17 protein-coding genes and 2 pseudogenes are annotated in these 22,836 nt (G+C 38.7%); 9 read left to right on the plus strand and 10 right to left on the minus strand.

All coding sequences use genetic code 11. The features are described 5' to 3' along the window. Positions 1-135: 135 nt before the first annotated feature. From fahA to RB214_RS04925, 4 genes and pseudogenes are all read right to left on the minus strand, one after another. The gene (gene fahA, locus RB214_RS04910) at positions 136-1,449 is read right to left on the minus strand and encodes a fumarylacetoacetase (RefSeq protein ID WP_309168516.1); all 1,314 of its coding nucleotides are present in this window, start codon (positions 1,447-1,449) and stop codon (positions 136-138) included. A 136-nt stretch (positions 1,450-1,585) separates the two neighbouring features. Further along, entirely contained in the window at positions 1,586-2,632 is a 1,047-nt protein-coding gene (hppD, locus tag RB214_RS04915; RefSeq protein ID WP_002958202.1) for a 4-hydroxyphenylpyruvate dioxygenase, read from the minus strand. A 319-nt stretch (positions 2,633-2,951) separates the two neighbouring features. Then, positions 2,952-5,673 (minus strand): annotated as a pseudogene (locus tag RB214_RS04920) (metallophosphoesterase). A gap of 147 nt (positions 5,674-5,820) precedes the next feature. Next, on the minus strand, positions 5,821-7,314 hold the full coding sequence (locus RB214_RS04925; RefSeq protein WP_309168517.1) for a peptide MFS transporter: 1,494 nt from the start codon (positions 7,312-7,314) through the stop codon (positions 5,821-5,823). Between the two features lie 227 nt (positions 7,315-7,541). Between RB214_RS04925 and bcsG the strand changes: the two are divergent. Together bcsG and tyrR are read left to right on the plus strand one after the other, a co-directional pair. Beyond that, positions 7,542-8,219 (plus strand): annotated as a pseudogene (gene bcsG / locus RB214_RS04930) (cellulose biosynthesis protein BcsG); the annotation flags it as partial. Between the two features lie 188 nt (positions 8,220-8,407). Next, entirely contained in the window at positions 8,408-9,964 is a 1,557-nt protein-coding gene (gene tyrR / locus RB214_RS04935) for a transcriptional regulator TyrR (RefSeq protein WP_002958215.1), read from the plus strand. Between the two features lie 28 nt (positions 9,965-9,992). Here the strand turns inward: tyrR and RB214_RS04940 are convergent, their stop codons facing one another. Continuing rightward, positions 9,993-10,487 (minus strand): hypothetical protein, encoded by a 495-nt coding sequence (locus RB214_RS04940; RefSeq protein WP_309168518.1) that lies wholly within the window; start codon positions 10,485-10,487, stop codon positions 9,993-9,995. A 106-nt stretch (positions 10,488-10,593) separates the two neighbouring features. On the opposite strand from RB214_RS04940, the gene RB214_RS04945 reads away from it, so the two are divergent. Next, positions 10,594-11,127 (plus strand): thioesterase family protein, encoded by a 534-nt coding sequence (locus RB214_RS04945; protein WP_121954443.1) that lies wholly within the window; start codon positions 10,594-10,596, stop codon positions 11,125-11,127. Positions 11,128-11,207: 80 nt separating this feature from the next. Here the strand turns inward: RB214_RS04945 and RB214_RS04950 are convergent, their stop codons facing one another. Continuing rightward, positions 11,208-11,861 (minus strand): OmpW family protein, encoded by a 654-nt coding sequence (locus RB214_RS04950; protein WP_002958218.1) that lies wholly within the window; start codon positions 11,859-11,861, stop codon positions 11,208-11,210. Between the two features lie 407 nt (positions 11,862-12,268). Beyond that, the gene (locus RB214_RS04955) at positions 12,269-13,975 is read right to left on the minus strand and encodes a lysophospholipid acyltransferase family protein (RefSeq protein ID WP_309168519.1); all 1,707 of its coding nucleotides are present in this window, start codon (positions 13,973-13,975) and stop codon (positions 12,269-12,271) included. Positions 13,976-14,104: 129 nt separating this feature from the next. Here RB214_RS04955 and RB214_RS04960 point away from each other — a divergent pair, with 129 nt between their 5' ends. Both RB214_RS04960 and RB214_RS04965 read left to right on the plus strand, forming a co-directional pair. After that, complete coding sequence (locus RB214_RS04960; protein ID WP_309168520.1) at positions 14,105-15,025, plus strand: glyoxylate/hydroxypyruvate reductase A; 921 nt, start codon at positions 14,105-14,107, stop codon at positions 15,023-15,025. Positions 15,026-15,121: 96 nt separating this feature from the next. Further along, positions 15,122-15,268 carry a hypothetical protein gene (locus tag RB214_RS04965; RefSeq protein WP_024603735.1) on the plus strand — a complete coding sequence of 49 codons (147 nt, stop codon included), beginning with the start codon at positions 15,122-15,124 and terminating at the stop codon, positions 15,266-15,268. 194 nt (positions 15,269-15,462) lie between these two features. Here the strand turns inward: RB214_RS04965 and RB214_RS04970 are convergent, their stop codons facing one another. Beyond that, positions 15,463-15,708 carry a hypothetical protein gene (locus RB214_RS04970; protein WP_002958222.1) on the minus strand — a complete coding sequence of 82 codons (246 nt, stop codon included), beginning with the start codon at positions 15,706-15,708 and terminating at the stop codon, positions 15,463-15,465. Positions 15,709-15,814: 106 nt separating this feature from the next. Continuing rightward, on the minus strand, positions 15,815-16,258 hold the full coding sequence (locus tag RB214_RS04975) for a hypothetical protein (RefSeq protein WP_024603734.1): 444 nt from the start codon (positions 16,256-16,258) through the stop codon (positions 15,815-15,817). Between the two features lie 113 nt (positions 16,259-16,371). Here RB214_RS04975 and RB214_RS04980 point away from each other — a divergent pair, with 113 nt between their 5' ends. Continuing rightward, positions 16,372-16,755: a response regulator gene (locus RB214_RS04980; protein WP_002958224.1), complete on the plus strand. Its 384-nt coding sequence runs from the start codon at positions 16,372-16,374 to the stop codon at positions 16,753-16,755. 108 nt (positions 16,756-16,863) lie between these two features. Here the strand turns inward: RB214_RS04980 and rpsT are convergent, their stop codons facing one another. Continuing rightward, the gene (rpsT, locus tag RB214_RS04985; protein ID WP_002958225.1) at positions 16,864-17,124 is read right to left on the minus strand and encodes a 30S ribosomal protein S20; all 261 of its coding nucleotides are present in this window, start codon (positions 17,122-17,124) and stop codon (positions 16,864-16,866) included. Positions 17,125-17,419: 295 nt separating this feature from the next. Between rpsT and murJ the strand changes: the two genes are divergently transcribed. From murJ to ileS, 3 genes are all read left to right on the plus strand, one after another. Continuing rightward, positions 17,420-18,958: a murein biosynthesis integral membrane protein MurJ gene (gene murJ, locus RB214_RS04990; RefSeq protein ID WP_375144335.1), complete on the plus strand. Its 1,539-nt coding sequence runs from the start codon at positions 17,420-17,422 to the stop codon at positions 18,956-18,958. Positions 18,959-19,042: 84 nt separating this feature from the next. Further along, a complete protein-coding gene (gene ribF, locus RB214_RS04995; RefSeq protein ID WP_309168523.1) occupies positions 19,043-19,993 on the plus strand; it encodes a bifunctional riboflavin kinase/FAD synthetase in 951 nt (316 codons plus the stop codon). 5 nt (positions 19,994-19,998) lie between these two features. Then, on the plus strand, positions 19,999-22,827 hold the full coding sequence (gene ileS / locus RB214_RS05000; RefSeq protein WP_309168524.1) for an isoleucine--tRNA ligase: 2,829 nt from the start codon (positions 19,999-20,001) through the stop codon (positions 22,825-22,827). Positions 22,828-22,836 lie beyond the last annotated feature (9 nt).

A 22,836-nucleotide genomic window follows, 5' to 3' on the forward strand; every position in this document is an offset into this window, starting at 1 on the left:
AACACTGGCTATTAACCGAATTAAGATAGCAATTTGAGTTAAAAAAGCTAGAAAAAAATTGTAACTGTTCAAAAATTAATAAAAAAGGGCTGCTTTTAATAAGCAGCCCTTTTAATAAATTTTTTAATATGCGTATTATTTTGCCGGCAGTACAGTACTCTCTACAGAGCCAAAACCTATACGTGCATAGCCTTCTTTTTCACACCAGCCACGCATAATAACGTTATCGCCATCTTCTAAAAAGCTACGTTGTTCGCCATTACTTAGCGTGATTTTTTCTTTACCGCCACGAGAAAGCTCAAGTAATGAACCTGCTTCTTCGTGCGTTGGACCCGACTGAGTGCCCGAACCTAGCATGTCACCTGGCATAAAGTTACAGCCATTTACTGTGTGATGAGTAACCATTTGTGCCACAGTCCAGTAAGAGTGCTTAAAGCTAGATGTTGATACGCGCGTTGGGTTATGGCCTTCGCTACGCATTTTTTGCGTTTGAATTTTAACATCCATTTGAATATCAAAAGCACCTTGGTCGCGATTCGCTTTTGATTCTAAATAGTCCATAGGCTGTGGATCGTTTTCATCACGTGTCCAGCTTGTTCTATAAGGCGCTAATGCTTCGGTTGTTACAATCCAAGGCGATACAGTTGAGGCAAAGTTTTTAGCTAAAAATGGACCAAGCGGTTGGTATTCCCACGCTTGCAAGTCACGTGCTGACCAATCGTTAAATACACAAAAGCCAAATACGTGGTTTTCAGCATTTTCGATAGCGATTGCATCGCCCAGTGCATTGCCTTTACCTAAGTAAATACCCAGCTCTAGTTCGTAATCAAGGCGTTTACAAGGACCGAATGATGGCACTTCTGCGTCTGGCGCTTTGGTTTGACCTTTAGGGCGATGAAATGTTTGACCCGATACGTCAATAGATGAAGAGCGACCATGATAACCAATAGGTACCCATTTATAGTTAGGTAATAATGGGTTGTCAGGGCGAAATAAACTACCCACAGCTGTAGCGTGATAAATAGAAGTGTAAAAGTCGGTGTAATCACCGATGCGACAAGGCAAAGAAAACTCTATATCGGATTGTGCAACCAATGTATCGCTAAACGCTTGTTGGTGCTCAGAGCCTGCTCTTAGTGCTTTTGAAAGCGCTAAACGAAGAGCTGACCAATACTGCTTCCCTAAACCCATAAATGTATTTAAGGTTGCTTCACTTGCTGCATCTGCGGCTGTTTTAGCGTCACCTGTTAAAACGTTTAATTTACTTAGTTTTGCTAAATCGATTACTTGGTCACCAATTGCAACACCACCACGAAAGGCCTCATCAGACCCCTTACGACGAAATTCTGCAAACGGTAAGTTTTGAATCGGGAAGTCGCAATTATCAACATTAGCTGATTCTACCCAGCTGGTTAAATTAATATCGTGGGTTTCGTTAATTAGGCTCATTACATTTCCTTTGGATTCTACTGTATGGCGACAAGGTATAGTTTATTTAATCATACTTGTACTTGGCGCCATACTTTTTAAATATTAAAACGACAAAAAGCAGCGAAGTTCGCTGCTTTTAATTTACTCAAATATTTTATAAAACGCCGCGACGCTCTTGGTCACGTTCGATTGATTCAAATAATGCTTGGAAGTTACCTTCACCAAAGCCACCATCATCAACGCGCTGGATCATTTCTATAAAGATTGGACCAAATAAGTTTTTAGAGAAAATTTGTAATAAATAACAATTTTCACTTTGGCTATCTACGAGTATCTGATGCTCACGAATTTTTTCTTTATCTTCAGCAACCCAAGGTACACGGTCAAAAATAGTATCGTAGTACTCTGGGATAATATCTAAAGTGGCAATTGTTGATTTATCAAGCTTATCAAGAGAGCTTACTAAGTCATCTGTTAAAAACGCTAAATGTTGAACGCCTGGGCCGTTGTACTCACCAAGGTATTCATCAATTTGGTTGTTATCGTTACCTTTACCTTCGTTTATTGGAATAGAGAAGGTGCCACAAGGTGATTTTAGTGCATACGAAATAAGCGCTGTTTTTTGACCTTTAATGTCAAAGTAGCGTACTTCAGTAAAACCAAATACGTCTTTATAAAAGTTAGCCCATTTTTCCATGGTGCCTTTATAAACGTTATTGGTTAAATGATCGATTCGGATAAAGCCTTTATCTTCTACAACATTTTGCGTTTCTAAGTCTTCAAAATCACTTTCGTAAATAGTGCCTTTGTCGCCAAATTGTTCAATAAAGTAAATTAGGCTGTCGCCAATACCATAGATTGCAGGGTAAGGCATATTTTTATGCGTTGAGTCGGTCGCTGGTTTTGCACCACGTTCTACTGCAGTTTCAAATGCTTTTTGCGCATTCTCAACACGCCAACCCATTGAACAAATAGCAGGGCCATGGCTTTTAGCAAATTCTGCAGAAAAACCTTCACGCTCGTTATTCAGTAAAAAGTGAATATCGTTTTGGTTGTAATAAACAATGTCTTTACCTTTAAATTTTTTAAGCTTTGAGAAGCCAAAATCAGTAAATACTTTATCCATATAATCAGCATCAGGTGTTGCATACTCGGTAAATTCAATACCGACTAAACCCAAATAGTTATTTACTTCACTCATTATTATTACTCCCGCAATTAAGCACTGCGATTATGTGTTGTTGTCATATTGCAGTAGATAATCAACCAGATTTTTAATTTGGGGAAGAGGAGGGCGTTATTTAGTATGTAGTGCATGTGTAAATTTTATAGGACGGTTATTATAAAGTTGCGTGTTTGTAATACAGTTAAGTAAAATGAACTTATATGGTATAAATTCAAGTGGGAGCACTTGTTTTTAAGTTATTGTATTTAAATATTAAAAAGGAGGTTTTAACCTGCGCTAAACCTCCTTTTACAATTAATAAGCAAAAGCCTTTTTGTATGTAATTATTTACACTTTAAGAGCCGTTACCAAAGAACTTGTTCCGTTGTTCTATCCACACGTTAGTTTTAATTGCTGGAGCTGCTTGGTAATGGCGCTCAATGTTTGATTTAGCACTCGCGTCGGTTGCTCAAAAGACAGCTTTTGTTGTGCGCTACCCATACTTTTAATTTCATCTCTGGTCATAGCACGTCCTGCATAAAGCAGCGAGTTTAAGTACCCTGGTACTGTTTCGTAATTGTTATCTGTAAAAAGCAATACAGATTGATTGAGTGCCCAGCGACTATCGATTTCGCCATCTTCTTTTACGCCAGCAAGTTCTCCATCTATATAGACTTCAAATACCCCGTTGGTTGGTGCTGTATAAAATACAAAAGCTATACGATGCCAAGAGTCAGGTTGTGTATTGCCAAAATAGCCGCTATCGCTAGTTGCTTGTCCATAGCCGCCGCTTGGGTCAATAAACATATCGGCATCATCATTAAGATAATCAGTTGTATTGGCTTGCATAATTGCACGGTAAATATCTTTACCTTCTGCGGGCCAGTATAAATCCATTACCAAGGTGTAGTCAGACACCATTCCTTCATTTGCAAAGTCACCATTTGCTGGTGTGTTTAAATCAATAAGTAAGCCTTCTGTTGGAGCGTGGCGAGAAAACGCCATAACACCTGAAGGACCATCACTTAAATCATCAAAATTTAATTGAGTAGTGGTGCTATATTGTGTCTCTGCAGTGCCCCAATTTGTTTCATCTGGATCAAAGTAGCTAAGTACCGAAGGTCCAAAATCAGCTGCTAACGGGTTGTTAGTATCGTCAAAGTTCCATACGGTTACATTTGCTAAGTTGTTACATGAATAAAGTACGGTGTCAGTGTCAAGGTGTAGGCACTGACTTGTTCTAGCACGTGCATATTTATCAAGTAGCCACCAAGCTTCAGCTATTGGTTCTACGTTTGAGAATGTAACACTATTAAAAAATAAATCAGGATTCAAAGCTGCTCCTTTAAATAGTGCGACTTCGTAATTATTAGTGGGTTGTATATCTTCAGGTTTAAGTAAAAACCAATTTGGTTGACTTGCAAACATCGTTGTTAAGTCGCTTCCCGATACTGTTACTTTATAAATAGAGTTAAACCCTGGCGTATTTGATGACTGTCCTTCTACGTAAAAAGCTTTATGGAAGTCTTCTTGAGTCAGTGTGCCGGGTGTCCAGCGCTTTTGTACTAGTTCAGGGTTAAGTAATGCTGCGCTAATTGTGCTTGAATGTTTTGCGGCTAAGGCGGTGATTTCGGCTAGCTGCGCATCAGTTGGATAGTTTTCAGAAATAGCGATTTCAGTTTCTGCATCGGGAGCATAACGCCCATTATCTCATCTATAGCTAGTTTTGTTGCCTCATCGCGCTCATCAATTGTATCGGTTTCAATCGTTTTGTAATCAACAACTGGGGATGATTTATCAGCTAAATTAAAAGTAAGCGTTAAGTCAGTAATACCTTTAGCATAAAAGTCCGGTTGTAAAACAATAGCGCCGTTATCAAGGGTTGTGTAGCTTTCCCCACCGTGTGTATGGCCGCCAAGTACTAAGTCTATACCGGGTACGTTTGTTGCCATATCAGTATCTTGGCCTACACCTAAATGGCTCAACATAATCATGTAATCTACATCATCACTGTATTGGTTTACGATGCTTTGTGCGATTTGTTGCCATTGCCAGCTCATTTTAAATTGTTTAATAAAATCAGGGATCGGATCATCTTGAATTGGTTCATCTAGCTCATTCCATGGCACTGAGGTCATGCCAAACACACCAAGTGTAATACATCCTACTTGAACTTTTGCAAATCCTACGCCTGCAAAATCTTGTAGTTGCTCTGCTTCATAACGAGTATTACTAGTAAGTACGATTGCATTCTCGTCTTGGGAATAACTTAGTAATTTTTCAGGGCCTCAAGCATAATCATGATTTCCAACGACTCGCAGGTCAAACTGCATTGCTTTTATAGCTTCTTCTGTCGCGGTACCTTGTGATAATTGCTCAGCAACGGTGCCTTTTTCATAGTCGTCACCACCGTTTGTAAATAAGGTGTGCGGGGTTTGGCTTGCTACTTGATTGTAGTAGGCTTTGATCTGGCTGAAATATTGCTCTTCATAGCCAAAGCGAGCATGTAAATCTGCAACGTGAACAAACCTTACCGATTGCTCTGTTGCATTAGCGTCGCAAGTTGGGCCGATATTTGCGAAAGCTTCATTGCGCTGCATTTGTATTGCATATGTGCCCAGTGTTGTTACTTGAGCGCTAACAAATCCATCTAAAACTATTGAATTTGTAACAGTATCCCAATTAGCGCCTGATAGTTTTGCGATAAACAGTTGTCCGCCTAATGCATAGTCATCAGGGATTTTTATTGTGATGGTAATAAGTTTTTCAAGAGTAAGCGTGGAGGGCGTAAGCGCATGTAAATCAGAAATTATATTTTGTTGTTTATTCGTCTCATCTAATAATGTTTTCTCGTAGGTAAGCTCTACATCACTAGAAATAGCACTTGAAGGTGCATTAAATATAAAATTGCCTTCGTCTAATGTAGCGTCTAAACCATTAGCGCTTGATAGTGTTAATTTGCTAGGTTCAGGCTCAACAGGATCGTTTGGATTAACCGTCACTTCATCACCGCTACCACAGGCAGTTAGAATAAAGCTAAGAAATATAATAACACGTGATATCGTTAACGATTGCATCTACGGATGTCCCTGAGTCTATTCAATAACCAATCAGGATATAATATCAGTTAACGGGGGCCGGGCAAAGTTGGATAAAAAATTCCTCCATAGAAGCTATGGAGGAATTGTCTTAGGTTATATTGCTACATTTGAAATAAACAATAATTAAGAGACTTTCTCTTCTAAACCTTGTTTTTCCCATACTTTAGCTTTAAAAGTCATTAGTACTAAAACAACACCAACACCAATGCTAAATAATGCAATTTGTAAGTATAAGTTAGGAATTTCATCAACATTATTCGGATCGAAATTACCAGCAAGTAAACCTGCGATGATGTTACCGATTGAGTAAGTTAATACAAACACACCCATCATTTGGCCAGTGTAACGTTTAGGCGATAACTTACTTACAGCACTTAATGCTACAGGGCTTAAACAAAGCTCACCCACTGTATGTAAAAAGTACGTAGTAACAAGCCAGTAAGGCGCAACTTTTAAGCCTTCAGCTGCGTAATGAGCCGCCATAAACATAACTAAAAAGCCTGATGCCATGATAATTAAGCCAATTGCACATTTAACGCTGTAGCTAGGTGATACTAAGCTTTTAGATAAGTTAATCCAAAGCGCTGCAAAAAATGGCGATAAAGTAATAATAAACAGTGAGTTTAATGATTGAAACCACGTTGTAGGGATTTCAAAAGTACCAATAAGACGGTCAGTATAGTCGCGAGCAAATAAGTTTAATGATGAACCAGCTTGTTCAAAGCCAGACCAAAAACATGCAGATGCAATACATACTAAAAATAGTGCCCACATTCTTTGTTTTTCTGCATCTGTTAAATTACCTGTAAAGTAAATAACTCCAAAATAAACAAAAAAGATAATAGTAAATACAATGGCTGTGTAACCTGCAACTACAGTTGGATTAATAACAATAGCGCCGGTCATTGCAGCCGTAGTAACTGCAGCAGCTGCAATTACAAATGCAGCAATACCGACCCATGCACGTGAAGTACCTTTAGAGCCTAATGGATTAGCCGGTAAAGCACTGTGCTTTGGTAAGTTATTAAGTGTGAGTTTGTACTGCACTAAACCAATGGCCATACCTACAGCAGCCGCACCAAATGCCCAGTGCCAGCCTACGTTCTCCATAAAGTAACCACATACGTAGTAACCTATTAAAGAACCCATGTTAATACCCATGTAATAAATAGCGTAACCGCCATCACGACGCTCATCAGCATCGCTATATAATTGGCCTACCATTGCACTGATATTTGGTTTTAGTAAACCAGTACCTGTTGCTACAAATATTAAGCCAATGAAAAAAGAATAATCATGAGGAATAGCCAAAATAATATGGCCAATCATAATAGTTATGCCGCCATACCACACTGCTTTTTGACCGCCAAACAATCTATCTGCTAGCCAGCCACCTGGTAAACCTAAAAAGTATACCGCACCTGTGTATAAACCATATATTGCAGCAGCTGATGCAACAGTAAAGGCAAGGCCTTCTTCTTGTAAGCTTGCTGTCATGAATAATACGAGCATAGCTCGCATACCGTAATAACTCATTCGTTCCCACATTTCAGTGAAGAACAATGTCGAAAGTCCTTTAGGGTGGCCAAACCAACCACTATCTGGAGCTGAACTCATATTTACTTCCTAACTTTAAGAATTGTTGTAATGGCCTTATAATTTTTTGCTTTAGCTATCTTAGTATTTAGTCATACTAAAATGCTCGACCATCAGTTTATTATTTGTAGCTAAGATAATGATTTGCTATATGGTAGTAACACCAGAAGGTAAGAGACACACCCTTATCCTAGTTACAATTGGGCACAAGTATACATATACCTTAGTGCTAGGGGAAGTATTGCGCGGTGTATCACTACGGTGGCCTAGATAGTACGCCATTTAATATAGATTCAATGCCAGTGGCGCTACGAGGTTTTGATAATAGCCCTATTTACTCAGATGAAGCTGTGCTGGATGGTTGGTTAGAGCAAGCTGAAGATTGTAAGCCGTGTGCGATGTACTACAACACCACAAGTTTACATGATGGTAATCAGCTAGAGAATCAACCAAGGATTAATAGTAAAGAGACATACCCAATCAGACATAAAAACTTGTTTGCTGATATTAACCAATTTGTAAAAAAATTAGAAAAACGCGGTCGCAACGTTATGTTAATGATAGTGCCTGAACACGGCGCTAATTTAAAAGGTGACAAAGTACAGTTTGCAGGTTTACGTGAAATCCCAAGCCCAGCAATTGTGTCGGTACCTGTAGCAATTAAATTTATAGGCCCAGACGTACAAAATTACTCGCAAATTGTGGTTGATGATTCAACAAGTTACTTTGCGCTTTCAGAGCTGGTAAGTAAGGCGCTGCAAACTGATGTATTTGGTGGGAATAATAGTGTTGCTAATTTGCTTGAAAATCTACCTACAGCACCTAAGGTTGCTGAAAACGAAGGCACAATAATGATGTATGTTAACCAAAGACCATTTATACAATTAGATGGTGGTGATTGGTCTGCTTACCCACAAGGTAAGTAGTCACATAATAAGATTTAACAAATAGCACTGGTATAGTTAAATATCAGTGCTACTTTTCTTCATTTAATTACATTTCAACTTATCGCTTTCGCAGTCTGTTTTGTCCAAAAATGTTTACAATAAGCTACCTTCTCAAAGCGACTTAGCGTATTATTCAGCTAATATAGTTTTTCCTTCTTTGAGGATGTATGCGTCTAGATATTCACTGTGCTGATCGAATTGGTATTGCTCAAGAAATCCTTAATATATTAGTTAACTACAGCGTTGATCTAAAAGGAATTGAAGTTGATTCTGTAAATTGTCGTATGTACGTTAGTTTTCCCGAAATAGAATTTGAACAATTTCAAAAAATTATGCCATCGATACGTTTAATCGACGGCGTACATGACGTGCGTACCACTGCGTTTTTACCATCAGAGCGTGAACACAACGAATTAAATACTTTGCTACGCGCATTGCCTGATGGCGTTATCTCTATTGATGCTAAAGGTTGGGTACGCTTATGCAACGATGCAGCATGTAAGGACTTACAGTTAATTGAAAAAGAAGTTATTGGTGCAAATATTAATAACTTACTTAAAGGCTTTAACTTTACACGTTGGCTAGAAGGTAAAGAAGTGCTCGGGCAAACCACACGCGTTGAAGTGGCGGGTGAGGATTTTATTGCAGACATTTTACCAATTGCAGTCCCTCAAGGTAGTGAAGGTGATGTGCTTGCGGGTGCGGTTATTAACATTAAATCGCAAAGCCGCTTAGGGCAGCAGGTCAGTGCATTTAGACGCTACGGTCAAGAAAGCTTTGCTACTATTCATAACTTTAGTACGGCAATGCGCCGAGTTGTGCGCGAAGCACGCAAAATGGCGCAACTAGAAGCCCCTATTTTGATTACTGGTGAAACTGGCACAGGTAAAGAGTTATTAGCTAGAGCGTGCCATTACGCATCTAATCGCTCTGTTAAGCCTTTTATTGCGCTGTCGTGTGCTTCACTTCCTGATGATGTTGCTGAGTCTGAATTATTTGGTTATGCCGGGTACGAAGAAAACGCAGCGCCAAAGCGTGGTGTATTAGAGCAAGCTGATGGTGGAACTGTATTTTTAGATGAAGTTGGCGAAATGTCGACTCAACTACAAACTAAGTTACTGCGTTTTTTACAAGATGGTACGTTTAGAAAAGTAGGCGATGAGAACGAAGTTAAAGTAAATGTACGTATTGTTGCCGCTACTCAAAAAGACTTACCTGCAATGGTACAAGAAGGGGTTTTTAGAGAAGACTTATATTACCGTATAAACGTGCTTACTTTAGAAATAGCGCCACTAAGAGATAGAAAAGCAGATGTAGGGCCACTTGCAGAGCATTTTATTCAAAAATACGCACAACAAAATGGTCATGCAATTCCTGTTTTATCACAAGAATGTTTAAGCTTTTTACAAGAGTACCCGTGGCCTGGAAATGTGCGTCAGCTGGAAAATGCAATTTACCGTGCAGTGTCGTTACTAGATGATAGCGAGCTTCGCGTAGAGCATTTGCAGTTACCAACTTTTACTCATGATTTAGGGTATTTAGAGTCTGATTTTGAAGGCTCACTAGATCAAGCTGTTAAACGTTTTGAGGCGACTTTACTTCGCAAACTCTACCCAGCTTATCCAAGCTCACGTCAGTTAGCTAAGCGATTGGGCCTAAGTCACACCGCGGTAGCTAATAAATTACGTGATTACGGGATTAACCGAAAAACAGTAAAAGTGTAATTGACATAAAGAAATTAAAATATGGGGACTAATTTTTAGTGCCCATATTTTTTGCTACCCCATCAATTGCAATCGTCTCAATACCTTCTTCGTTAAAGTTCATTACGATACTGGCGTTATTACGAGTGAAAAAATAGCTACGGCCATTTAGCTCAATAACATAGTCACCTTTTACCGGATCGCTAAACTGCTGCTTTTTTAGAGTGACTGTATGTTCGCCAATTTGCCATTCAAACTCCTCAATAAACCCATTATTAAATTCTTGAACCCATACTTGGCTGTCATCTTTCGAAAGCGTGATGGCGACAGAATAAGAGCTAGGAATTTGCTCCATATTGTAACTTTTAGATCCAATAGTGAATTTCTCAGCTTTTTGCTGCCATTCAAAACCAAATTTAAATTCTTTAACTACACCGGTAGGGTAAGTTACTGAGCCTTTACCTGGTAACGAAAAATCGGCAAAAGCATTGTAGCTAGGGACTGATAGGGCCAGTGCAGCGATGATTTTTAGTTTTGATTTCATTAGTTATCTTTTTTATTGTAATAATGATTTAAGATTAAATTAGAATATTCGTCTTCGCAAGGGGCTATGCTACACTCGAATAAATTTAACTGGTAAGACCTTTTTTGTGAACTTATATATTCGACTTTTATTATTATTTTTCAAAATTAAACGCAATAAGCAATATCAAAATCTACTTGATACAGTAGATATTGATTACAAAGCTTTGCCGACTGATTGTGATATTAATCTACATTTAACGAACTCACGCTATCTTGCGATGATGGATTTATCTCGCACGTGGATGACGGAGCGTGTTGGCTTACTAAAACAAATAATGAAGCGACGTTGGTTTCCGATTGTTAACGCAACTGCTATTACTTATATCCGCGATATTAAACCTATGCAGCGATATACAATAAGTACTAAGTTAGTTGGCTGGGATCATAAATACTTTTATATTGAGCAAAAGTTTCACTCAGAGCGAGGCTTACATGCTATTGCTTATGTACGCGGTGTATTTAAAAGTAAAAAGGGTATTATAAGTATTGAAGAAATGCTTGAAGTTGCTGGTTTTGATGGGAAAACACCTATATTGCCAAGTGAAGTAATGCACTGGAAAGAAATGTTAGAGCAGAAAAAGTTAAGTAACCTGCCCTAATCTCTACAAATGAAAAAAAGGCCTTTCGGCCTTTTAACACACATTGTAATTGGGTAACTATGTACTACTTTATATTTGCTTTAAAAACTGTACCTAACACCGAACATTGCAACAACTGGGTCAAGCTCAACAGTTGATGTAAGTGCTTTTGCACCATTAGCATAAACAGTGGCATCGGTATCAATATCCATAATTGATACCATGGCGTGTAAACCCCAGTTTGCATCAATTTTATAGTTAGCACCTACCTGAGCCATAAAGCCAAACGAATCATCTAACTTTACTTCTACATCGTCTGTTCCTAGTGTTGCTTTAAGTGCTTGAGAGGGTTGCTCATCAAAAAATGCAGTGTAGTTTATGCCTACGCCTATAAAAGGTCTTAGCGCATAACTAGTGTCTAAAAAGTGGTATTGTGCAACCAACGACGGTGGAAGTTGTTTTATATCTGCAATTTTGTTGCCTGCTAAGCCGCCTGCGCCATTTACATCGTGTGAAAACGGTGTTGCTGCTATCAGCTCTAACACCCATTGATCGTTAAATGCATAATCTACGGTGATACCTAGTTGAGTATCTGAATCACCTTTAAGGCCTAGCGTAGGTGCTTCATTAATCGCTGAGCTACTGTTATCAGGGTTTACGTTAATAGCGCCAACATTTACGCTAAAGTTAGCGTGTGCAGCTGGAGAGAGTGCTAATAAAGAGGTTAATAATGCGATGCTAATTTGAGTTTTCATGTTGTTCTCCAAGAACTACTGTTTGATTGGCGCTATTATTACCGAGCAATAAATATGAAAACCTGTTCTAGATCAAAATTTAAAAAGCATTTGAAGCTTATAAAATATTTTATTGATTTAGATTAATTTTAGTGTCGTTATGCTTTTGTAAAGATTGACATATTTATTTAATTAACAGTCACATGAATATAAGGCAGGCACTGCCTTGCCATAATCTCGTGTTTAATCAGGGCCTTAATAAACAAGAAAATATCTTTTTAGCAGGGAACGAAAATAATTTAAACACCCGACACTTAAAAAAGTATTGGAAGACTTAAATGCGATTGAGTCGGTATTTATAATTAAATATAAACCGAGTACTTTATAAGGCATAAAATACTCGGTGCACTGACTTTACTTATCAATAGTTATTCCAAATAACGTTTAGCTTTGTTTTCTTTAACACTTTTAAGATCGACTAATACCAATCCATCAATACAATTATTAAAATCGGGATCAATGCTAAAGCTTAAAAATTGTACACCGCCAGGATTGCAAAGCTCAGTGTATTGTTTAAATAAAGTAGGGACTTGAGCGCCCATATTAGCTAACACATGTTTTAATTCTACAAAATCTTCTTTAACATCGTTTCCATTAAAAAGAATATTGCATTGAGTTAGCTGTTGCTCAGTTAATTTAAGCTCATTATTAGGTGTAGCTAGTTCTATGCTGCTTTTATAGTAATGTTGATAGTAATAAACGAGCATGGCTTTGGCTTGCTCAGGTAGAGCGTTGGACACGCTTACGGCCCCAAATAAATATCTATACTGTGGATAGCTTTTTATAAAAGCACCAATACCGTACCATAAATAGTCAAGACTCTTACGTCCCCAATACTTAGGTTGTACAAAACTTCGACCAAGCTCAATTCCTTGGTGTAGATAGGGCGTCATAGCGTCGGTGTAAGAAAATAAACTATCGGTATATAAACCTTCACGTCCATGCTTTTGTATTATCTGTTGTGCGCAGGCTAATCGATAAGCACCTACTAGCTCTAGTTGCATAGGGTCCCACAGTACAAGGTGTTGGTAATCCATATCGTATTTATCTATATCACGACGCTTACCGCTTCCTTCACCTACTGCTCTAAATGCTATTTCTCTGAGGCGTCCCAGCTCTCTAAAAATAGGTGAACTACCTACATATTGATATAGATGAATGTGCATGCCATCGTGTGTTTTACCCAAAAGCTGACATTGCTCAATTGCTCTTTTTAGTTCTTTTCTACACTCGGGCACAGCAATAGGTGTTTGTGTTTTTAGCGGCAGTGTTTTTTTAGTTGTAAGCCTATAAAGCTGTTTACGTATGAGGTTTACAATTTCTTTATCTTTAAGGTTTTCTATTAAGTAGGACTCAGGAGGGATAGAAGCACCAATCTCAAACTCTAAAGATTTTTTGCGCTGCTTAAACATTTCTGTCACTAATAATAAACTTGCCAGAGGCTTATAAATCATTGATGTACCATAAAAAAGTGGACTATTTTTGGCTTTAATAAAAATAGGTAAAATGGGGCAGTTGGCTTTTTTTGCCATACGTAAAAAACCGCTATTCCATTTGCAATCCTTAATACCGGTTGGTCCTAGGCGCGATACTGCCCCTGCAGGAAATATAAGTAAGGCACCTCCACCTTTTAAATGGTTTTGTATATTACTAAGCTCTTGCTTTTTACTCATACCAGATAAGTTATCAACAGGGAGTAAAAGAGAATGCATTGCGCTGACCGACATTAACATGCGGTTTGCGACTACTTTTAAATCTTGCCTTACTGTAGAGAGTACTTTGATAAGTGCTAAAGCATCTAGTGAACCAATAGGGTGGTTAGCAACAATAACAAGTTTACCCTCGTTAGGAATATGTTCTATCTGCTTAGGTTTATAGCGCGTATCAAAATTGAGTTCATCAAGTACTTGCTCAACAAATTCTAACCCTTGTAGGTGAGGGTACGTATTACCAAAGGTGATAAACTCTTGTTCATGCAATAAGTAACCTAAGCCCTTTTTTACTAAACCTTTTACTTTTGGAGAGTTCTCTAGTTGTGGTAAGTTTGCTGCAATTACTTTATCAACACTTATCATATTAACCTCATATTCCGTTTGGTCTATTCGCTATACATGTAAGATTAAAAAAAGGGTGTGACAGTTACTTTGCAGTAGTGTGACTTTTTAAAGTACTAAATTATAAACTGTGAATTGCTAGGAGAATTTATGTCGGTATTGGTGGCTATAACGGGGCGCAACAACGAAAAGCTAATAACGAAGTTACAAGAGCGATTACCAAATACATTGATAGAGCAATGGCCTGATTGCAAAAACGCAAATAATGTGGATTTTGTACTTGCGTGGAATGCTCCTGAGTCTCTGTGGCCGCAGCTGCCTAACTTAAAAGCTGTGTCGTCATTTGGTGCAGGCGTAGACAGTATCGATTTAACATTATTACCTGAACATGTCGAAGTAGTACGTATTGTTGACATGCAACTAGCTGAAGGTATGGCGGAATATGTACTTACACATGTCTTAGCTCAAAAATTACGCTTAAAAGAGTATTACACTAAACAAACACAGCAAACATGGAAGCCAAAACGAGCTTTTAGTAATAAACATGTTGGTATACTTGGATTTGGCGAATTAGGTAAAGCATGTGCGCAAAAACTTGTAACTAATGGTTTTAAAGTAAGTGCCTGGGCGCAAAGTAATAAAAACACGACTAATGTCGAGGTTTATTATGGCGATGAAGGACTTAGCGATATGCTTTGTAAGATTGATTATCTCGTGTGCTTATTACCTCTTACGCAGGCAACGAAGGGTATTATTAATCACTCAATGCTTGCTAAGCTACCTTCACATGCTGTTGTTATTAATGTGGCACGTGGTGCTCATGTGGTTGAGCAAGATTTATTAAATGCATTAAATAACGATAGCTTACGCGCAGCTACCTTGGATGTTTTTGACCAAGAACCTTTAACGCAGAATCACCCTTACTGGGGAAACCCCAAAATAACACTTACACCACATTGTGCAGCGCTATCTGATTTAAATAGCGTTATAGACCAAATGGCCGATAATATTGAACGTTTGAATAAGGGCTTAGCACTCAATAATTCAGTGGATAGAACAAAAGGTTATTAGCTGATAGCTAATTAGTTTAAAAAACAGCTTGTTAACATTTGTAATTTTCATTAGTGTAAAAGATATTCTCACTAATAAAAATATAAAGAGGGTGTTATGAAATCCGGTCAAAGTGGGGCTAAATTAAGCCTCGTTGTTATTTCAATTATCGTGCTAGGTGTTTCAGCTTGGTTTAATCAGGCTAACGCTGAAGATAGTCCATCTAAAACACAAACCCAAAGTGAATTAACAACAGTAGATTAACCTAGCTTATTAGGTATTTTCGGTTTTCGTCTTTCTTCTCGTTTCTCTCAACAGTACATGCTCAGCACCATTATTGTAGTGGTGCTTTAGTGGCGTTCAATACTGTCCTGATCCAACGTGTTTCTAATATTTTAAAAATTCGCAATAAAAAAGCCCAGCAATGCTGGGCTATTAAATATTCTAAGGAAAAGTTGTTAACTTTGGGTTACATTAAATTGCCCGAATGTATAAACTTTAAACAAGTAAAAAGTGTTGATCAACACTAAACTCATATTTGAAATAACGCTCGACGACATAAGATCTAGGCTAAATGATAAGAACAATAAACCACATGCACTAATGGCGGCAACGCGCAGCAGTGTTATCTGGTTAATAAAGAATGCACCTAAACCTAGTGCAAGTAGTGTAGTATTTAAAAGCCAATCTAGCTCGTTTAGCATGGTCGTTTCAATAGTTCAGTTGTTGAAAAAAGGAGCGCCATTATGTTGATCTTTTGCACACCTTTCAACCAAGTAATTTTAAATTTTCAGATTAGTTTTTTTAATGCTAAAAGTAACTGCCAATTGCCGAAAACAAACCATTGTCAGCAATTACTTGATACTTTTGACAGCTCTGTGGTTTTTGTAAATCACTGCATAAATAAAGGGATTCACGGCTAGAATCATAGTTGGGGTGCAAGTTGGAATCAATTAAAGTAGCTCCGTAACCTAAAAGTCCAGGCCAGTAAACACTCTCACTTACCATCCCTAATTTTTTATAGGTGAGCAAGGTTGGTTTTGGAAAAGCTAAAATTATTACAATAACAATGGCCAGAGATATAAATAGCCCCTTTTTTGACTTTGTTTTTTGGCTAGTGCCATTGTTTATGTTTGTTTTTTCCTCTGCGGGTATAGAGCGCTGAGTAGGGCGTTGCGGCTTTCTTTTTTGCGCTGTTTTTTTTCTTGTTGGTGCTTTACCTAGCAACGACTGTTTATTTGGGGTTTTAGACATAAAGCAAATCTGGCCTTTTTTCCGTAGGTCTCTATAATTAAATGAGCAAATTTATATACTAAGCTAATTATTATGATAACTTAAAGTTAGCTTATAGCCTACGAGGAATAAAGATGAATACGCAGCTATCAATTTTAATTGTAGATGACGTTAGCACAGTGCGTAGTTTTTTGAGTCAAACGCTCATGCACTTAGGGATAGATAACGTAAAGGAAGCATCTACTGCCTCACAATGTATTAGTGAGTGCCAGGCTGCAAATTATAATATCATTTTTTTAGACATAGAACTGCCGGACGGCGATGGCAAAGATTTGATTGCACAAATCAATGAATTAAGCCCTGAGACAAATGTAGTAATGGTATCTGCGCATTCAGGTATTGAAAATGTTAAGGATGCAATTGATAAAGGCGCTAAAGGATTTGTAGTGAAGCCGTTTACACCTAAAAAAATAGCGGCAATGCTTAAGAAGTTTTATCCAGACTTGGAAAATGTATGACACCAATCTGTTTAAATATTCATGTCGACTGTTATTAAAGTATGAGATTAAATCTTAGATAAAAAAAAACCGGCAAAAGCCGGTTTTTTATATTCTATCAAAAACAAATTATAGAGCTTTAATCTTAGCTGCTATACGGCTCTTATGACGAGCTGCTTTGTTTTTGTGAATTAGACCCTTAGTTGCGTAACGGTCTAGGATAGGTGTAGCAACAGAAAAAGCTTGCTGTGCAGCTTCTTTATCGCCCGCTTCAATAGCAACAATTACTTTTTTGAAGTAAGTGCGCATCATTGAACGACGGCTTGCGTTGTGCTGACGGTTTTTTTCGCTTGTGATAGCGCGTTTTTTTGCAGACTTGATGTTAGCCAAGGTTTGCTCCTAACAATCTTAAAATAAAGCTTAAATTAAAGGCCGTGGAATATGCCTGTTTCTATCATGGATGTCAATTTAAATTTAACAATCCAAGAAAAACTGCACCATATAACGAGCATCAATTTGCCGCTTTAGCAGTTAATATAGACATTGTAACAAAGCACAGACCCCCAGCCTAGTGCTTTAAAGCGATTTATAAAAAAGACTGTGGCATAATCGCCTATCTTGAGGATTTTTGAGTAGGTTTAAGGTGTCAAAAGGTTTATTTCGCTCTGGTATGATTGTTAGTTGTATGACTATGATATCGCGTATTTTAGGGCTCGTTCGAGATGCTGTCGTTGCCAATTTATTAGGCGCAAGTGCAGCGGCTGATGTTTTTTTATTTGCTAACCGTATTCCTAATTTTTTACGCCGTTTATTTGCAGAAGGTGCCTTCGCACAAGCATTCGTACCTGTGCTAAGTGAAATTAAAGAACAGCAAGGCGACGACAAGGTCAGACTTTTTGTTGCACAAGCAGCAGGCACATTAGGAACCATTTTACTAATTGTCACTATTATAGGTGTTGTTGCTTCTCCTGTTATTGCAGCATTATTTGGTACCGGTTGGTTTATAGATTGGTGGCAAGGCGGACCTAATGCCGAAAAATTTGAACTTGCAAGTTCACTACTTAAACTTACATTCCCCTATTTATTTTTTGTAAGCTTAGTTGCACTTAGTGGTGCGGTTATGAATGTGTATAACCGTTTCGCTGTTGCTGCTTTTACACCAGTTTTGCTTAATGTTTCTATTATTACGTGTGCAATTTTTTTACATGATAAATTTTCGGTAGGTGCTTATTCACTTGCCATAGGTGTATTTGTCGGTGGTGTAGTGCAGCTACTATTTCAACTACCGTTCTTGTATCGCGCTAAAATGTTGGCGCGTCCGCGCTGGGCATGGCAAGACGAAAACGTAAAAAAAGTACGAAAACTTATGCTACCGGCTTTGTTTGGTGTCTCTATTAGTCAAATTAATCTGTTGCTAGATACCATGATTGCGTCATTACTGATGACGGGCTCAATTGCATGGCTTTATTATTCAGACCGCTTAATTGAATTTCCGCTGGGATTATTTGGTATTGGTATTGCGACAGTTATTTTACCGGCGCTTTCTAAACTACATAGCAGTAAAAAAAGTAGCGACTTTCAGCATTCTCTCGATTGGGGAGTTCGTTTTGTTATATTTTTAGGCCTGCCAGCAATGATAGGTTTAATGATCATCAGTCCACTTATTATTACCGTATTGTTCGACCACGGTGCATTTAAAGAAGACAGTGTTGATCATGTCAAAGCTGTAAGCTTAGGCGTAGTTGCATATTCGGTCGGACTTGTAAGCTTTATGCTAATAAAAGTACTCGCTCCTGGCTTTTATGCTCGTCAAGATACAAAAACGCCGGTGCGTATTGGTATTATTACCTTAGTACTTAATATGGTGTTTAACATTATGCTGGCTCCTTTCATTGGTTATTTAGGGTTGGCACTTGCTACTTCGTTATCGGCTAGCTGCAATGCATTTTTATTATACAGACAGCTTAAAAAAGAAAATGTATACCAGTTCTCATCAATGAGTATGCGTTTTACACTTAAATGTGTTGTTGCAAGTATTGTTATGGGAGCTGTCACATGGTTTGTGAGCAGTTACTATTATTGGGCTACATGGGCCTTTACACAGCAAGTAATATTATTAGTAGCGCTAGTGGCTTTGGCTGGTATTAGCTACTTTGCAATGCTATTTGTGATGGGCGTTAGACTAAATACGATAAAAAGTGTAGCAATTACTGAATCAAACTAAAAAAAAGATTATAATCGGCAACTCTGCGGCTTTAATCATTTTTTAGCCGTAATTAATAGCTCGCTAAACAAGGCATTAGGTGGCATGGAGTTAATTAGAGGTATACACAATATTCGCCCACACCATTTTGGTTGTGTGTTAACTATTGGTAATTTTGACGGCGTTCATTTAGGCCACGCAGAAGTGTTAAAAGGTTTACTTAGCGATGCTAAAGCGCATAGTTTGCCTAGCACTGTAATGCTGTTTGAACCCCAGCCACAAGAGTTTTTTGCTAAAAACAATGCCCCTGCACGGTTAACGCGCTTACGAGATAAGTTACGTTTATTGAGTGATTTAGGTATTGAGCGAGTTATTTGCATTAGCTTTAATCAGCAATTTGCAAATATGCGTGCTGAGCAATTCGTTAATGATATTTTGATTAAAAAGTTAGGTGTTAAAGCACTCACTGTTGGCGATGATTTTAAGTTTGGAAAGCAGCGTCAAGGTAACTTTGACTTACTTGCTAGCATGGGTAAGCAAGCTGGCATGGATGTAAAAAGCACCGCGAGTTTCCGCCAATTAAATGCTAGAGTAAGCAGCACTTTAATACGAGATGCTTTGGCAACTGGTGACTTAGCGAATGCTAAAATAATGCTTGGTCACGATTATGCTATTTCTGGGCGTGTTATACACGGCTGGAAAAGAGGACGTGAACTCGGTTTTAGAACGGCAAATATTGCCCTAAAACGCCAAGTGTGTCCTGTTAATGGGGTGTTTGCAGTGCAAGCAACGATTGCAGGAAAACAGATTTTTGGAGTTGCAAATGTAGGTAATAAGCCGACATTTAATGGAACTCGTGCATTGTTAGAAGTTCATCTTTTTGATTTTGCACAGGATATTTACGGACAATTTATGCATGTGGAGTTAATAAAAAAACTTCGCAATGAGAAAAAATTCGAGACATTAACACAATTAACGGCGCAAATAGCAACCGATGTTGCTGCCGCTAAGCAGTGTTTTGGTTTAAATCAGGTAGCCGATAGAGACGGAATGTAGGATAAATGAGCGACTATAAACATACTTTGAACTTACCGGAAACACCGTTTCCAATGCGTGGCAATTTGGCACAACGTGAACCAAAAATGCTTAAAGCATGGTATGAAGACGACCTGTACGGTCAAATTCGCAGCGCTAAGAAAGGTAAAAAAACCTTTATTTTGCATGACGGCCCTCCGTATGCAAATGGCGATATCCATTTAGGCCACTCAGTAAACAAGATTTTAAAAGACATTATTGTTAAGTCTAAAACATTATCTGACTTTGATTCTCCTTATGTACCAGGTTGGGACTGTCATGGTTTACCAATTGAGTTAATGGTTGAGAAAAAAGTAGGTAAGCCGGGTGTAAAAGTAACGGCAGCAGAATTCCGCGAAAAGTGTCGTGCGTATGCTAAAAAACAAGTTGAAGGTCAAAAAGTCGACTTTAAACGTTTAGGCGTATTTGCAGATTGGGATAAGCCTTATTTAACAATGAACTTTGACTTTGAAGCGAATGCAATTCGTGTGCTTGGTCGTATTATTGAAAAAGGTCATTTACATAAAGGTGCTAAGCCAGTGCATTGGTGTACGGACTGTGGTTCAGCACTTGCTGAAGCTGAAGTTGAATACCAAGATAAGCAGTCACCAGCAATTGATGTGCGTTTTACATTTGTTGATCAAGATGCTGTTGTTAGTGCATTTGCTTTGGCTGATGGTCATAAAGGCGAAGGCAGTGTTGGTACTGTTATTTGGACAACAACACCGTGGACGCTTCCTGCAAACCGCGCTGTGGCTGTGCATGCCGATTTAGAGTATGCGTTAGTACAGGTTGAAGATGAAGGCGTACAACAACGTCTAATTTTAGGTTCTGAGCTTGTTAAAGATGCTATGGACCGTTTTGGTTTTAATCACTTTCACGTACTAGGGTATGTAAAAGGTGCAGCGCTTGAAAACTTGCAAGTAGCCCATCCTTTTTATGATTTTAATGTACCAGTGATTGTTGCAGAACACGTAACTACTGATTCAGGTACTGGTGTTGTACATACCGCCCCAGGCCATGGTCAAGAAGATTTCGTGGCAGGCTTAAATTACAACCTTGAAGTGGCTAACCCTGTTGGTGCAAATGGTGTTTATTTACCAGATACTGAACTTTTTGCAGGTCAGCACGTATTTAAGGCGAATGCGAGCGTAATTGAAGTATTAAAAGAGCGTGGTGCGCTTATGCATCACCATGCGCTTACGCATAGTTATCCACATTGCTGGCGTCATAAAACACCAATCATTTTCCGTGCTACACCACAATGGTTTGTAAGTATGGATCAGGCTAACTTACGTCAAGATTCTCTTGCTGAGATTAAAAACACGCAGTGGTTACCAGAGTGGGGCGAAAGCCGTATTTCTAACATGGTTGAAAGTCGCCCAGATTGGTGTATTTCTCGCCAGCGTACTTGGGGCGTTCCTATTGCATTGTTCGTTGATAAAGACACCGGTGCACTTCACCCAAATACACAAGAGCTAATTGCTCAAGCAGCAGAGCTTGTTGAAAAGTCTGGTATTCAAGCATGGTACGATTTAGAACCAGCTACTTTACTTGGTGAAGAAGACGCCAAGCAATATATGAAAGTACAAGATACGCTAGATGTATGGTTTGACTCAGGTGTGTCACACGCTTGTGTAGTAGATGCACGTGAAGACTTGGTTGGTCCAGCTGATTTATACCTTGAAGGTTCTGATCAGCACCGTGGTTGGTTTATGTCATCAATGATGACATCAGTTGCGATTAATGGTCATGCACCATATAAGCAAGTGCTTACGCATGGTTTTACTGTTGATGAAAACGGCCGCAAAATGTCTAAGTCGTTAGGCAATGTTATTTCACCACAAAATGTGATGAATAAACTAGGTGCTGACATTCTACGTTTATGGGTGGCTTCTACCGATTACACGGCAGAAATGACTGTGTCGGATGAAATATTTAAACGCTCAGCCGATCGTTACCGCCGTATTCGTAACACCAGCCGTTACTTGCTTGCTAACCTAAATGGTTTTAACCCAGAAACAGATCAAGTAGCTGTTGATGATATGGTTGAGCTTGATAAGTGGATTGTTGGCCGCGCAGCTCAGTTGCAAGACGAGATTTTAGCCGCATACGACAGCTACCAAATGCTATTAGTAACTCAAAAGCTAATGAACTTCTGTACGGGTGAGCTTGGCTCGTTCTATTTAGATGTTATTAAAGATCGTCAATATACAGCTAAGAGTGATAGCCATGCACGTCGTTCTTGTCAAACTGCGCTTTATCATATCGCAGAAGCAATGACGCGTTGGATGGCACCTATTATGAGCTTTACCGCACAAGAAATTTGGGAAGCGTTACCGGGTGAGCGTAGTGACTACGTATTTACATCAGTTTGGTACGATGGCTTACAAGCGCCAACAAATAGCCAATTTAGTAACGATGATTGGTTAGAGATTTTAACTGTACGTGACGAAGTAAACCGCTTATTAGAAGCTGCACGTAAAGAAGAAGTCATTGGTGCAACACTTCAAGCAACGGTGAATTTATTTACGGGTAAAGAGCTTGCCGCTAAATTAAACGCGCTTGGTGATGAACTGCGTTTTGTATTGTTAACATCAGCCGTGAATGTTACTGAAGTTGATAGCCAGCCTGCAGATACACAAGCTACCGAAATTGAAGGTTTGTTCATTAGCGTTGCTGCAACAGATGCTGCTAAATGTGAGCGTTGTTGGCATTACAGCGAAGATGTAGGTGTTGAGCCTGCTCATCCTGAAATTTGTGGTCGTTGTGTAAGTAATGTTGACGGCGAAGGTGAAAAGCGTCAATTCGCTTAGGAGTTATTC

The sequence above is a fragment of the Pseudoalteromonas sp. HL-AS1 genome, assembly GCF_031198785.1.
GTDB classification, from domain to species: Bacteria; Pseudomonadota; Gammaproteobacteria; order Enterobacterales; family Alteromonadaceae; genus Pseudoalteromonas; species Pseudoalteromonas distincta.

What these genes read in the sequence shown, in the direction of transcription:
- fahA (WP_309168516.1), bottom strand. Translation starts at nt 1,449, where the DNA reads ATGAGCCTAATTAACGAAACCCACGATATTAATTTAACCAGCTGGGTA.
- hppD (WP_002958202.1), bottom strand. Translation starts at nt 2,632, where the DNA reads ATGAGTGAAGTAAATAACTATTTGGGTTTAGTCGGTATTGAATTTACC.
- RB214_RS04925 (WP_309168517.1), bottom strand. Translation starts at nt 7,314, where the DNA reads ATGAGTTCAGCTCCAGATAGTGGTTGGTTTGGCCACCCTAAAGGACTT.
- tyrR (WP_002958215.1), top strand. Translation starts at nt 8,408, where the DNA reads ATGCGTCTAGATATTCACTGTGCTGATCGAATTGGTATTGCTCAAGAA.
- RB214_RS04940 (WP_309168518.1), bottom strand. Translation starts at nt 10,487, where the DNA reads ATGAAATCAAAACTAAAAATCATCGCTGCACTGGCCCTATCAGTCCCT.
- RB214_RS04950 (WP_002958218.1), bottom strand. Translation starts at nt 11,861, where the DNA reads ATGAAAACTCAAATTAGCATCGCATTATTAACCTCTTTATTAGCACTC.
- RB214_RS04955 (WP_309168519.1), bottom strand. Translation starts at nt 13,975, where the DNA reads ATGATAAGTGTTGATAAAGTAATTGCAGCAAACTTACCACAACTAGAG.
- RB214_RS04960 (WP_309168520.1), top strand. Translation starts at nt 14,105, where the DNA reads ATGTCGGTATTGGTGGCTATAACGGGGCGCAACAACGAAAAGCTAATA.
- RB214_RS04965 (WP_024603735.1), top strand. Translation starts at nt 15,122, where the DNA reads ATGAAATCCGGTCAAAGTGGGGCTAAATTAAGCCTCGTTGTTATTTCA.
- RB214_RS04970 (WP_002958222.1), bottom strand. Translation starts at nt 15,708, where the DNA reads ATGCTAAACGAGCTAGATTGGCTTTTAAATACTACACTACTTGCACTA.
- RB214_RS04975 (WP_024603734.1), bottom strand. Translation starts at nt 16,258, where the DNA reads ATGTCTAAAACCCCAAATAAACAGTCGTTGCTAGGTAAAGCACCAACA.
- RB214_RS04980 (WP_002958224.1), top strand. Translation starts at nt 16,372, where the DNA reads ATGAATACGCAGCTATCAATTTTAATTGTAGATGACGTTAGCACAGTG.
- murJ (WP_375144335.1), top strand. Translation starts at nt 17,420, where the DNA reads ATGACTATGATATCGCGTATTTTAGGGCTCGTTCGAGATGCTGTCGTT.
- ribF (WP_309168523.1), top strand. Translation starts at nt 19,043, where the DNA reads ATGGAGTTAATTAGAGGTATACACAATATTCGCCCACACCATTTTGGT.
- ileS (WP_309168524.1), top strand. Translation starts at nt 19,999, where the DNA reads ATGAGCGACTATAAACATACTTTGAACTTACCGGAAACACCGTTTCCA.